This is a genomic window from Streptomyces sp. NPDC048514, assembly GCF_043199955.1.
GTDB lineage: Bacteria > Actinomycetota > Actinomycetes > Streptomycetales > Streptomycetaceae > Streptomyces.
Map to the genome: position 1 here is coordinate 109,940 of NZ_JBICWT010000005.1, position 12,412 is coordinate 122,351.

Annotated in this window: 11 protein-coding genes; 6 read left to right on the forward strand and 5 right to left on the reverse strand. The window is 72.0% G+C overall.

Annotated elements, in window-relative coordinates; all coding sequences use genetic code 11:
- Positions 1–3 precede the first annotated feature (3 nt).
- Positions 4–498 carry an Lrp/AsnC family transcriptional regulator gene (locus ACGFT2_RS12190; RefSeq protein WP_393276571.1) on the reverse strand — a complete coding sequence of 165 codons (495 nt, stop codon included), beginning with the start codon at positions 496–498 and terminating at the stop codon, positions 4–6.
- A 124-nt stretch (positions 499–622) separates the two neighbouring features.
- On the opposite strand from ACGFT2_RS12190, the gene hppD reads away from it, so the two are divergent.
- Positions 623–1,768 carry a 4-hydroxyphenylpyruvate dioxygenase gene (hppD, locus tag ACGFT2_RS12195; RefSeq protein ID WP_393276573.1) on the forward strand — a complete coding sequence of 382 codons (1,146 nt, stop codon included), beginning with the start codon at positions 623–625 and terminating at the stop codon, positions 1,766–1,768.
- A 218-nt stretch (positions 1,769–1,986) separates the two neighbouring features.
- Here the strand turns inward: hppD and ACGFT2_RS12200 are convergent, their stop codons facing one another.
- The gene (locus ACGFT2_RS12200) at positions 1,987–3,453 is read right to left on the reverse strand and encodes a tetratricopeptide repeat protein (RefSeq protein ID WP_393276576.1); all 1,467 of its coding nucleotides are present in this window, start codon (positions 3,451–3,453) and stop codon (positions 1,987–1,989) included.
- Between the two features lie 92 nt (positions 3,454–3,545).
- Between ACGFT2_RS12200 and ACGFT2_RS12205 the strand changes: the two genes are divergently transcribed.
- Positions 3,546–4,958 (forward strand): FAD-binding oxidoreductase, encoded by a 1,413-nt coding sequence (locus ACGFT2_RS12205; RefSeq protein WP_393276579.1) that lies wholly within the window; start codon positions 3,546–3,548, stop codon positions 4,956–4,958.
- 32 nt (positions 4,959–4,990) lie between these two features.
- On the opposite strand, the gene ACGFT2_RS12210 is transcribed toward ACGFT2_RS12205, so the two are convergent.
- Positions 4,991–5,404 (reverse strand): SsgA family sporulation/cell division regulator, encoded by a 414-nt coding sequence (locus tag ACGFT2_RS12210; protein ID WP_393276582.1) that lies wholly within the window; start codon positions 5,402–5,404, stop codon positions 4,991–4,993.
- 246 nt (positions 5,405–5,650) lie between these two features.
- Here ACGFT2_RS12210 and ACGFT2_RS12215 point away from each other — a divergent pair, with 246 nt between their 5' ends.
- Both ACGFT2_RS12215 and ACGFT2_RS12220 read left to right on the forward strand, forming a co-directional pair.
- Positions 5,651–7,384: an RDD family protein gene (locus ACGFT2_RS12215; protein WP_393276586.1), complete on the forward strand. Its 1,734-nt coding sequence runs from the start codon at positions 5,651–5,653 to the stop codon at positions 7,382–7,384.
- Between the two features lie 72 nt (positions 7,385–7,456).
- The gene (locus ACGFT2_RS12220) at positions 7,457–8,209 is read left to right on the forward strand and encodes an RDD family protein (protein ID WP_393276589.1); all 753 of its coding nucleotides are present in this window, start codon (positions 7,457–7,459) and stop codon (positions 8,207–8,209) included.
- Here ACGFT2_RS12220 and ACGFT2_RS12225 read toward each other — a convergent pair.
- The gene (locus ACGFT2_RS12225; protein ID WP_393276591.1) at positions 8,196–8,441 is read right to left on the reverse strand and encodes a hypothetical protein; all 246 of its coding nucleotides are present in this window, start codon (positions 8,439–8,441) and stop codon (positions 8,196–8,198) included. The two genes, ACGFT2_RS12220 and ACGFT2_RS12225, sit on opposite strands and share 14 nt — an antisense overlap.
- Positions 8,442–8,830: 389 nt before the next feature.
- Here ACGFT2_RS12225 and ACGFT2_RS12230 point away from each other — a divergent pair, with 389 nt between their 5' ends.
- The gene (locus ACGFT2_RS12230) at positions 8,831–11,188 is read left to right on the forward strand and encodes an immune inhibitor A domain-containing protein (RefSeq protein WP_393276593.1); all 2,358 of its coding nucleotides are present in this window, start codon (positions 8,831–8,833) and stop codon (positions 11,186–11,188) included.
- Positions 11,189–11,310: 122 nt separating this feature from the next.
- Positions 11,311–11,646 (forward strand): hypothetical protein, encoded by a 336-nt coding sequence (locus ACGFT2_RS12235; RefSeq protein ID WP_393276596.1) that lies wholly within the window; start codon positions 11,311–11,313, stop codon positions 11,644–11,646.
- A gap of 122 nt (positions 11,647–11,768) precedes the next feature.
- Here ACGFT2_RS12235 and ACGFT2_RS12240 read toward each other — a convergent pair whose 3' ends face one another.
- Positions 11,769–12,362, reverse strand: a complete 594-nt coding sequence (locus tag ACGFT2_RS12240) for an isochorismatase family protein (RefSeq protein WP_393276598.1) — start codon at positions 12,360–12,362, stop codon at positions 11,769–11,771.
- Between the last annotated feature and the right edge of the window lie 50 nt (positions 12,363–12,412).

The window sequence follows — 12,412 nt, forward strand, 5'->3', positions numbered from 1 at the left end:
CGCTCACCCCCGGGTCGGCTGTGTCCCTTCGCTGTCCGCGGCCGCCTGTTCCACCAGCGGGATGACCCGCAGCGGGACGGGGTTCTCCATGACGATCGCCGTGGAGGCCCGGACGATGCCATCAAAGCCGACGACGCGGTCGATCACCCGCTGGAGATCGGCGTTCGAGCGGGCCACCAGACGGCACAGCATGTCCCCGCCGCCGGTCGTGGTCAGCAGCTCCAGCACCTCGGGCACGGTCGCCAAGTACGCCCGCACGTCGGCCCCTTGACCCTGCCGGATCTGGAGCGTGGCGAACGCGGTGACCGGGTAGCCGAGGGCCGCCGGATCCACCTGCGGGCCGAATCCGCGGATGACTCCATTCGACTGAAGCCGGTCCAGGCGGGCCTGGACGGTGCCGCGCGCCACCCCGAGCCGCCGGGACATCTCCAGGACCCCGATGCGCGGCTCCTGGGCCAGCAGCACGATGATCCGCCCGTCCAGCCGGTCGATCGCCATCCGAGCCCTCCCGAGGTGGTCATCCTGTACAGAAAGTGCGCCATAGCCGGCGTTCTGCTGAACAGATTGCCCAACGAATACGCCAACTATTGCGCACCTTGCAGGGCCGGGTCAGGCTTCCGCTATGACGCAGACCACACACCACACTCCCGACACCGCACGGCAGGCCGACCCCTTCCCGGTCAAGGGAATGGACGCGGTCGTCTTCGCCGTGGGCAACGCCAAGCAGGCGGCGCACTACTACTCCTCCGCCTTCGGCATGAAGCTGGTCGCCTACTGCGGACCGGAGAACGGCAGTCGTGAGACCGCCGGCTACGTGCTGGAGAACGGCTCCGCCCGCTTCGTCTTCACCTCGGTGATCAAGCCGAGCAGCACCTGGGGCCACTTCCTCGCCCAGCACGTGGCCGAGCACGGTGACGGTGTCATCGACCTCGCCATCGAGGTCCCGGACGCGCGTGCCGCGTACGCGTACGCGATCGAGCACGGTGCCCGGTCCGTCGCCGAGCCGTACGAGGTCAAGGACGAGCACGGCACGGTCGTCCTCGCCGCCATCGCCACCTACGGCGAGACCCGCCACACCCTGGTCGAGCGCACCGGCTACGACGGCCCCTACCTGCCGGGTTACGTGGCGGCCGAGCCGATGGTCGCGCCGCCCGCCCAGCGCACCTTCCAGGCCATCGACCACTGCGTCGGCAACGTGGAACTCGGCAAGATGAACGAGTGGGTCGGGTTCTACAACAACGTCATGGGCTTCACGAACATGAAGGAGTTCGTGGGCGACGACATCGCCACCGAGTACAGCGCGCTGATGTCGAAGGTCGTCGCGGACGGCACCCTCAAGGTGAAGTTCCCGCTCAACGAGCCCGCGATCGCCAAGAAGAAGTCCCAGATCGACGAGTACCTGGAGTTCTACGGCGGCCCGGGCGTCCAGCACATCGCGCTCAACACCAACGACATCGTGCAGACGGTCCGGACGATGCGCGCGGCCGGCGTCGAGTTCCTCGACACCCCCGACTCGTACTACGACACCCTCGGCGAGTGGGTGGGCGACACGCGCGTCCCGGTCGAGACCCTGCGCGAGCTGAAGATCCTCGCCGACCGCGACGAGGACGGCTACCTGCTGCAGATCTTCACCAAGCCCGTCCAGGACCGGCCGACCGTCTTCTTCGAACTCATCGAGCGGCACGGCTCCATGGGCTTCGGCAAGGGCAACTTCAAGGCGCTCTTCGAGGCGATCGAGCGCGAGCAGGAAAAGCGCGGCAACCTGTAGCGGGACACGCCGCCCGCCCGCCCGCACCGGGCCGCCCGCACCGGGCCGCCCGCACCCGGCCGCTCGCACCCGGCCGGCCGCGATCGGTCGGCCGCGCGATCGGTCGGCCGGGCAGGACGCCACCGGCCGGCCAGGGTCCGGGCGGCTGACAAGGAAGCGCCCGGCCAGGACCTGTCGCCCGGCCAGGGCGTGTCGGCCGGCCAGGGCGTGTCGGCCGGCTAGGGCGCGTCGCCGGGCAGGGGCTCGTCCGGGACCTCACCGAGCCCCTGCAACGCGGCCCGCGCCACGGGCGCCCGCAGCGGCGAGAAGTAGGGGTTGATCCGCAGCGCCTCCTGCAGATGCCGCCGGGCCGGACCGGCCAGCTCCAGCTCCAGTTCGATCATGCCCCGGTGGAACGCGTAGAGCGCGCTGCGCACCCCGCCCCCCTTCGTCTTGTCCGTGGCGGCGGACGCGTAGGTCAGCGCCTCCTCGTCCTCACCGGTGCGGTGCAGCGCCCAGCCGAGCGCGTCCGCCACCTCGGTCCCCGGCTGACGCCGCCACTCCTCCTCCAGCCGCTCCACCGCCTCCCACGGATCCCCGTGGTCCGCCTCGAACTGCCCGATCAGCAGCTCCTCGTCGACCCCGCCCGCCACCGACTGCCGCACCCGCGTCTTCAGCTGCTCGTACTGCGCGGCGGCGGCCCGGCTCTGCCCCAGCGACTCGTACAGCTCGCCCAGCTCCAGGGTGTCCTGCGGGCTCGGCTGCCGGGCCAGGGCCGTCCGGTACGCGGCCAGCGCCTCCGGCGTGCGGCCCAGTGCGGCCAGCGTCCGCCCCCGCCCGACGAGCGCCGCCCGGCGCCCGGGCTCGAGCCGAGCGGCCGCCTCGAAATGCCGGAGCGCGTCCTTCAGGTCGCCGCGCTCGAAGGCCAGCTGCCCGAGCCCGGTCAGGTAGGCGGCCTGCTCGGCGGGTGTACGGGCGCCGGCCGCCGCGTCGGTCAGCTGGGCCACCGCGTCCTCCCGCCAGCCCCGGTCCCGGTACACCGCCGAGGCCCGCGCCATCACGGCGGGCCGCGCGACCGCACCGCTGTGCAGCTCCAGCAGCTTGTCCAGGGTCTTGTGGGCCGCCTCGTAGTCGCCGAGCCCGTCGTAGGCGTCGATCATCGGCGGATACGCCGCCCACCGCTTGGGCGTGGCCTTCAGCGCCTGCTCGGCGTACTGCTTCGCCGCCGGGAAGTCCCGCCGTGCGAGCGCCAGCGCCGCCAGGCCGTCCAGTGCCTCGGTGTTCCGGGTGCCGCGCACCCGCAGCGAGGTCTGCAGCGCCTGTTGCGCCTTCGGGTAGTCAGCCGCGTCGGCGGCCGTGCGCCCCCGCTCCACGTACGCGGAGCCCAGCGCCGCCCAGGCCCGGGCGTCCTGCGGCTGCTCCCGGACCCGCCGTTCCTGCTGCCCGATGAACGCCGTCAGCTGGGGCAGCGCGGCCGGCACCCCGAACGTCACCGCCGCCGGCACGTGCGCCTGCGGCCCCGCGGCCGGCGGCCGGACCACCTCGGGCCGCTGCCGGTCCTCGGGCAGCGCCACCAGCACCGCGCCCGCGACGACACCCCCCGCCAGCGCGGCGACGAGCACCCGGCGCAGCCACCGCAGACCGCGGCGCGGCGCCGGCGGCCCGGTGGTCGGGGACGTACCCGGCAGGCTCAGTCGGTTGTCCATGGCGCTCACTGTGCGTCAATACGACGAACACATCCGGGCGGCCCAAGGAACGGGCGTGCGGGGTTCACACCGATGGCCGCGAGTGCGACCCTTTGATCATGAGCCGCATCGAAGCCCCCCACGATGACACCGCGGCAACCGGCGACCTCACCGACCGGCTCCTGGCCGGCCTGCCGCCCGAGGCCGTCCTGACCGACCCCGATGTCACGGCCTCCTACGCCAACGACATGGCCAGCTTCTGCCCCGCGGGCGCCCCGGCCGTGGTCGTGCTGCCCCGCACGGTGGAGGAGGTGCAGCACGTCATGCGCACCGCCACCGAACTGCGCGTCCCGGTCGTCCCGCAGGGCGCGCGCACCGGCCTGTCCGGCGGCGCCAACGCCACCGAGGGCTGCATCGCGCTGTCCCTCACCAAGATGGACCGCATCCTCGAGGTCAGCCCCGTCGACCGGATCGCCGTGGTCGAACCGGGCGTGATCAACGCGGTGCTCTCCCGCGCCGTCGAGGAACACGGCCTGTACTACCCGCCGGACCCCTCCAGCTGGGAGATGTGCACGATCGGCGGCAACATCGGCACGGCGTCGGGGGGCCTGTGCTGCGTCAAGTACGGCGTGACCGCCGAGTACGTGCTGGGCCTGGACGTCGTCCTCGCCGACGGCCGGCTGATGTCCACCGGCCGCCGCACGGCGAAGGGCGTCGCGGGCTACGACCTCACCCGTCTCTTCGTCGGTTCCGAGGGCTCGCTCGGAATCGTCGTCCGGGCGGTCCTCGGCCTGCGGCCCAAGCCGCCCGCGCAGCTGGTGCTGGCCGCGGAGTTCCCCTCCGCCACGGCCGCCTGCGACGCCGTCTGCCGGATCATGGCGGGCGGTCACCTCCCCTCCCTCCTCGAACTGATGGACCGTACGACCGTCAAGGCCGTCAACGACCTCGCCCACATGGGGCTGCCGGAGACCACCGAGGCACTGCTGCTGGCCGCCTTCGACACCCCCGACCCGGCCGCAGACCTGGCCGCCGTCGGCGCCCTGTGCGAGGCGGCCGGCGCCACCCAGGTCGTCCCCGCCGAGGACGTCACCGAGTCCGAGATGCTGCTGCAGGCCCGGCGGCTCTCGCTGACCGCGCTGGAGGCGGTCAAGGGCACGACGATGATCGACGACGTGTGCGTGCCCCGCTCCCGGCTGGGCGCGCTGCTCGACGGGGTGGAGCGGATCGCCGGGAAGTACGACCTGACCATCGGCGTCTGCGCGCACGCCGGCGACGGCAACACACACCCCACCGTCTGCTTCGACGCGCGGGACCCCGAGGAGTCCCGGCGGGCCCGGGAGTCCTTCGACGAGATCATGGCCCTCGGCCTGGAGCTGGGCGGCACGATCACCGGCGAACACGGCGTCGGCGTGCTGAAGAAGGAGTGGCTGGCCCGGGAGATCGGCCCGGTCGGGGTGGAGATGCAGCGGGCCGTGAAGCAGGTCTTCGACCCGCTGGGCATCCTCAACCCGGGCAAGCTGTTCTGACCCCGCACGGACCGCGGCCCGCCGCGGCGCCCTCACTGGGCGAGCAGCTGGTCGAGCTCGTCGTCAAGGCCCAGCCGCCCGCCCTCCGCCCCCGGCGGCACCACCCGCAGCGTCCGCTCCAGCCAGGCCGACACCTGCGGGACCGGCGCCTCCAGCAGGGCGTCTCCGTCGGGTGAACTGAGCGACATCAGCACGACACTGCGACCGCCGGCCTTGGTCGGCCACACCCGCACGTCGCCGTGCCCGCACGGCCGGAACACCCCCTCCACCAGCAGGTCGCGGGCGAACGTCCAGTCGACGGGATGCTCGGAGTTGATGTGGAAGGTGATGTGGACGGCGTACGGGTCCTCGGAGCGGTAGCCGAGCCGGGCCGGTACCGGGATGCTGCGCTCCGGCGACAGGATGAGTTTCAGCTCCAGCTCGCGCTCCACCACGGTGTGCTGCATGACCTGCGTTTCCTTTCCTCGTCGGGTTGTACCCCGGGCCGCCCGGCAGGGGCCCGTGCCAGGGGAGAGGAGGCGGGGGGCCGGCCGTTACGCGGGTTCGGAGAAGTTTTTTCCGTGGATGCGGTGAGCCTGCTACGGCGTTGCCCGGAAAGGAGTGGGTACGGCGGGACTGGCGGTGGGCGGTGCCCGCGTCTGATAGATGTGGGGGCTCCCAACCCACCCCCGAGCAGATACGGGACGACGGACATGAGCGCCCCAACCCCGGCCCCAGGTGACGACAGGCCCCGCGAGGGCTACTACCCGGACCCGTCCATCCCCGGCTACGTCCGGTACTGGAACGGCGCCTCCTGGGTGCCCGGCACCAGCCGGCCGGCGCCGAAGGACGGCGAGCCGCTCAGTCCGCCGCCCGGCGTCCGCCCGGCGGCTCCGGCCGTGGAGGAGACGGGCCCCCACTTCTTCGACGAGGACCCCCGACCGCACTCCGCGTCCCCGCACTCCGCGACCCCGGGTCACGCCGCCGCGGGCCACGCGGCCCCGGGTCACGCCGGTCCCGGTCACGCCGCTCCGGGCAACGCCGGCTCCGATGAGGCCGGTTGGCCCGCCGACCCGAGGATTCCCGCGGACCGCCCGGCCGACCCGGCCGGCCACGCCGGCCACGCCGCCCGCGCCGGCGGCACGGCCTCGGTCCCGCAGTCACGGGAGGAGACGCCCGACCCCGGCGGCACGTTCATCTTCCGCCGCCCGGTCCCCGGTCCCGCGGCCGTCCAGGACGACGGCACGATGACGTTCCGCCCGGTACCCGGGCAGGGCCGGCCGAGCGGTCAGGAGGACCCGCGGGCCCAGGGCGGCGCGGCCGGCGGGTTCGGACCGGCCGGCCACGGCGAGGGCGGGTTCGGACCCGCCGGCCACGGCGCTGCCGCGGCGGGCCCTGGAGCGGCGGCCGGCACGGGCCCGGCCGGCGGTCCCGGCTTCGGCACGCAGGGGCCGGTCGGCGCGCCCCCGTCCGCCGCGGCTCCGTCGTCCGCCGGCTCGCCCCCCGGCACTTCTTCCGCCGCCGGACCCGGTTTCGGCGCCGGAAAGGCCGCCGTGGCCCGCGCCGCCCAGACACCGCAACCGGCACCACCCGGCCAGGCACCCCAGGCCGCGGCACCCGGACAGGCGGCGCAGCCAGCGCAGCCCGGCCCCGCGGCGCAGCCCGGCCAGGCGTCGCACACCGCACCGCCCGGTCAGGCGTCGCCGGTGCCCCGGCAGGGGCAGCCGTCCCCCGGCTTCCCGGCGTCCGCGGCCCGGCAGGCGCCGGCCGCCCCCGCCGCCGCGGCGCCCTCGGTGCCGCAGCAGGGCGGGGCCGGCACCCCGCTGACCCCGGGCCCCGGCGGCGGGCAGGCCTCCTGGGCGCAGCAGGTGCACCAGCTGGCCGGTGGCGCGGACGAGCAGCCCGTGGCGCCGTGGAAGCCGCCGGTGGAGGACCTCTTCCAGGCGGCCGCGCGCCGCCAGGCCGCGGCCCGGCCCGCCGGACTCGGCAGGCGGCTCGCCGCCCGGCTGATCGACACTCTGGTCATCGGCGCCGCGACGGCCGCGGCGGCCGTTCCCCTCGGCCTCCGGGCCGCCGACCACATCCAGCAGAAGATCGACGAGGCCCGGCTCTCCGGCCGTACCGTCACCGTCTGGCTGCTCGACGGCACGACCGGCACCAGCCTCGGCGTCGTCCTCGGCGTCCTCCTCCTGTTCGGCGTGGCGTACGAGGTGCTGCCCACCACCAAGTGGGGCCGCACCCTCGGCAAGAAGCTGTGCCGGATCGAGGTGCGCGACATCGAGGCGCACGAGCCTCCGTCGTTCGGCGCGGCGCTGCGCCGCTGGCTGGTCTACAGCGTGCCCGGACTGCTCGGCATCGGGATCCTGGGTGTGCTGTGGTGCCTGTTCGACCGGCCCTGGCGCCAGTGCTGGCACGACAAGGCGGCCCACACCTTCGTCGCCGGCTGACCGCGGCGCCCGCCTACTCCGTACGGCCGCCCGCCGGATGCAGAGCCGCGATCTTCGGGTTCCACTCGGGCCATGAGCAGCGAACCGCCCCCCGGCTCCGGAGAGCAGCCCCCCGAGGACGACCCGTTCAGGAAGCGGCCCCCGTCGGACCAGGGTTCGGGCTCGCCGTACGACACCCCGTACGGCGGCGCCCGGCAGCCCCCGCCGCCGGGCGGCGGGCAGCCACCGCCGTACGGGGAAGGGGAACCACCCCCCTACGGCGGTGGGCAACCGCCTCCCTACGGCGGTCAGCAGCCACCCCCCTACACCGGCAGCCCCTACGGCGGCGACCCGTACGGAGCCGGTGCCGGCGGGTATCCGGCCGACCCGCTGGCCGGTATGCCCCCGCTCGCGGACAGCGGCAAGCGGACCCTCGCGAGGATCATCGACATGATCCTCGTCGGTATCGTCGTCTGGCTGCTCACCTGGGCGTTCGGCGTGCGCGAGTACTCGGTCGACGGAGACCGCATCGAGGTCGGCAGGTCGATCGCACAGTCGGTGATCGCGGCCGTCCTCTACGTCGCCTACGACACCTTCATGATGAGCCGGTCGGGGCAGACCCTCGGCAAGAAGTGGCTCGGCCTGCGGCTGGCCAACCTGGACAACGGAGCCACCCCCTCCGTGCAGACCTCGCTGATCCGAGCCCTGGTGCTGTGGGTGCCGTTCGCCTTCTGCTGCGCCTGCATCTGGACGGCGATCTGCGGTGGCTGGAGCTTCTTCGACAAGCCCTACAAGCAGGGCCTGCACGACAAGGCGGCCAAGACGGTGGTGGTCAGCGCCCGTTGAGCACAGGCTCTTCCTCGTGCGCCGGCTGAGCGGACTCGGCCGGCGCCGGGGCCGTACGCGTCCTGGGCAGCGGCACCGTCATCGCCACGAGCAGCCCGAGGGCCAGCGCGGCGAGCGCGATGACGGTGATCCCGAGGCCCGAACTCGTCTGCGACAGCAGCAGCATGGCGAGCGTGGACAGGATCAGGGTGCAGGAACCGTAGGCGAGCTGTGCGGCGGTCGGACGAGGCATGGCAATCGTGTCCTCGGCAGTCTTCGGGGCTTCGGGAGGGTGCCGTTCGACTCTCTTCGCCTGCATGCCCGAGTCGAACGCCCGGTAAGCGTGACCTAACCCACGGTACCGGTGCACAGGGGGCGCACGGAGTCATGGGCCCGGCAACCAGGCGGTCCTCCGCGCCCGTCGAGGGGACTCCCGTCCTTCACGGACCGGTCTCGGGACGTTCGCAAAACGAACGTCCACTCCGCATAGTGCACTTGTCCTGCTCAAGTCAAGGTCTGTCTTTTCTCCTAAACCTCTAGTCAAATGTCGTCACTTGATTACACGCGTTGATCGTGCGCACATGGAATCCTCCATGACTCGGGACCCCCTGTCCGTGTGCGCGGCGCGGGGGAGGAACTCAAGTGACCAGTAGATCCTGGACGTTCAGAGCTGCCGCGATCGGCGTGACGCTCGCGGCGGCGTCCGCCACGTTCGCGACGTTCGCCGTCGCCGAGGCGAGCACGACCGCCCGGCCGGCCACCGCGAACCGCCATGACCCGGCCCCGGTGAAGCAGAAGTCGCACGACCTCGACGGCCCGATGAGCAAGACCCAGAAGGCTCAGCGCCAGGAGGCCCTGAACCAGCTCATATCGGGCAAGGCGAAGGCGACGGAGCGCAACGGCTCGAAGGTCGTCCAGCTCAAGGGCAAGAAGGGCGACAGCAAGTACGTCGAGCTGAGCCGCGAGAAGACCGACAAGATCTTCACCATCCTGGTGGAGTTCGGGGACCAGACGGACCCCAAGGCCGGCGGCACCGCGGGTCCCCGGCACAACCAGATCGCCGCGCCGGACCGCAAGAAGGACAACTCGACGGCCTGGCAGAAGGACTACAACCAGAAGCACTACCAGGACCTCTACTTCGGCACCGGCAAGAACAGCGAGTCGCTGAAGAAGTACTACGAGAAGCAGTCCTCGGGCCGCTACTCGGTCGACGGTGAGGTCACGGACTGGGTCAAGGTCCCGTACAACGAGGCCCGCTACGGCAACAACGCCTGCGGTCAGACCAACTGCTCGAGCGTGTGGAACGTCGTCAGCGACGGTCTGAGCGCCTGGGTCGCCCAGCAGAAGGCGGCCGGCAGGACCGACGCCGACATCCGGGCGGACCTGGCCAAGTACGACCAGTGGGACCGCTACGACTTCGACGGCGACGGCAACTTCAACGAGCCCGACGGCTACGTCGACCACTTCCAGATCGTGCACGCCGGTGAGGACGAGTCCGCGGGCGGCGGCGCCCAGGGCACCGACGCGATCTGGGCCCACCGCTGGTACGCCTTCGGCACCGACGCCGGCGCCACCGGCCCCTCCGGCAACAAGCTCGGCGGCGCCCAGGTCGGCGACACCGGTGTCTGGGTCGGCGACTACACCATCCAGCCGGAGAACGGCGGCCTCGGCGTCTTCGCCCACGAGTACGGCCACGACCTCGGTCTGCCGGACGAGTACGACACCGCCGGCGGCGACAACTCCACCGGCTTCTGGACCCTGATGTCCTCCGGTTCCTGGCTGGGCACCGGCAAGGAGGCCATCGGCGACCTGCCGGGCGACATGAACGCCTGGGACAAGCTGCAGCTGGGCTGGCTGACCTACGACAGCGGCAAGGCCGGTGTCTCCTCCTGGCACAAGCTGGGCCTCGCCGAGTACAACACCAAGTACCGCCAGGCGCTGGTGGTCTCGCTGCCGGACAAGGCGGTCAAGACCGAGATCGTCACCCCGGCCCAGGGCTCGGCCCAGTGGTGGAGCGGCAGCGGTGACAACCTCAAGAACACGCTGACCCGTTCGGTGGACCTCACCGGCAAGTCCTCGGCCGCGCTGAGCCTGGACGGCTGGTACGACATCGAGAACGGCTACGACTACCTCTACACCGAGGTGTCGACCGACGGCGGCGCCAACTGGACCGCGCTGGACGGCACGGTGGACGGTCAGGCCATCCCGCGCGACGGCTCCGGCAAGCCGGCCCTGACCGGCACGGTCGACGGCTACAAGAAGCTGTCGTACTCGCTGGACGCCTACGCGGGCAAGAAGATCGACCTCCGCTTCCGCTACCTGACCGACGGCGGTGTGGCGCAGAAGGGCTTCGCGGCCGACGAGATCGCGGTCACCGCGGACGGTTCCGCGGTGTTCTCGGACAACGCCGAGAGCGCCGACGCCGGCTGGACCGCCACCGGCTTCTCGCGGATCGGCGCGTCCTTCACCAAGGACTACAAGCAGTACTACATCGCCGAGAACCGGCAGTACGTGTCGTACGACAAGACGCTCAAGGTCGGCCCGTACAACTTCGGTTCGGCCAAGCGTCCCGACTGGGTCGAGCACTACCCGTACCAGAACGGCCTGCTGATCTGGAAGTGGGACACCTCCCAGGCGGACAACAACACGAACGCCGCCAACGGCCACCCGGGCACCGGCCAGATCCTTCCGGTCGACGCCCACTGGAAGGCGCTGAAGTACTCCGACGGCACGCTGCTGCGCAACCGCATCCAGGCCTACGACTCGCCGTTCAGCCTGGACCGCACGGACGGCTTCACGCTGCACAAGGCCGACAAGGCCACCAAGATCAAGTCGCAGAAGGGGGTGTCGGTCTTCAACGACCACACCGGCACCTACTACGACCCGTCGAACCCGACCGGTGGTGTCAAGATCACTGACACCAACACGAAGATCAAGATCACCAAGCAGGCCAAGGATGGCTCGACGATCGAGCTCGAAGTCGGCCCCGCGGTGAAGTAGCGGACATTTCCGCAGGTCAGAAGCGTATCGGCGGCAGCCCCCTTGGCGGGTTGCCGCCGATCGTGTTTAGGTGCGTCCTGTGACTCGCTTATTGACGCCGACCGGAACGGGGATGTGACCGCATGGCCGCAGGAGGCTTTTGCAAGCTGCCGAACGGCACGGTGGTGGTGGCGCTCAACCTGCCCAGCCCGGGTCCTGCCGGGGGTACCGTCGGGGTGCGGGTGCTGGTGCACGCCCAGAACCGCGCCCGGGCCCTGACCAGGCTGCGCAACCTGGGCCTGCGCGCGATCTACCTCCGCGGCAACGCCGCCCCGCCCAGCCCGGACGAGATCACGGCCGTGCTGCACCATCCCGACGGCCTGATATGGCGAACGGCCCCGGACAACGGTGTCACCGTGACCGAGCTGTGGCACCCGATACGAGCACTGCTGCGCGGCTCGGCGGTGGTGCGGGGCTGAACGCCGCCGCGCCGGACGGGGGGGCCGGTCCGGGTGGACCGCTGCGGGTCCGTGGTGGCTGGTCGCGCGGTTCCCCGCGCCCCTTCGGCCGGCCGCCGTGCCGTCCGCCTCCCGGTTCCGGGCTAGCCGCTGACGACCGGCTTGCCCGTGAGGGTGACGTCGGCCCGGTGGAGGTCCTCCAGGGCCCGGTCCGTGGTTTCCGGGGCGACGCCGGCCGTCAGGTCCAGGAGCACCTGGGTCCGGAAGCCCTCGCGGGCCGCGTCCAGTGCCGTGGCCCGTACGCAGTGGTCCGTGGCGATGCCCACGACGTCGACCTCGTCGATCTCCCGGGCCCGGAGCCAGTCGGCCAGCGGAACCCCGTTCTCGTCGGCGCCCTCGAAGCCGCTGTAGGCCGCCGAGTACGCCCCCTTGTCGAACACCGCGTCGACCGCGCCGGAGGCGACGGCGGGAGCGAAGTTCGGGTGGAAGCCCACCCCCTCCGTGCCCGCGACGCAGTGGGCCGGCCAGGAGTGGACGTAGTCGGGGTTGTCCGCGAAGTGGCCGCCGGGTGCGATGTGGTGGTCGCGGGTGGCCACCACGTGGCGGTATCCGGTGCCCGCCGCCTGGCCGATCAGCTCGGTGATGGCGGCGGCCACGTCGGCACCGCCGGCCACGGCGAGGGCGCCCCCCTCGCAGAAGTCGTTCTGCACGTCTACGACGATCAAGGCGCGGCGCATGGTGGGTGTCCTTCGACTGAGGGTTAAGTAACTGAGCCTAGAGACTTACG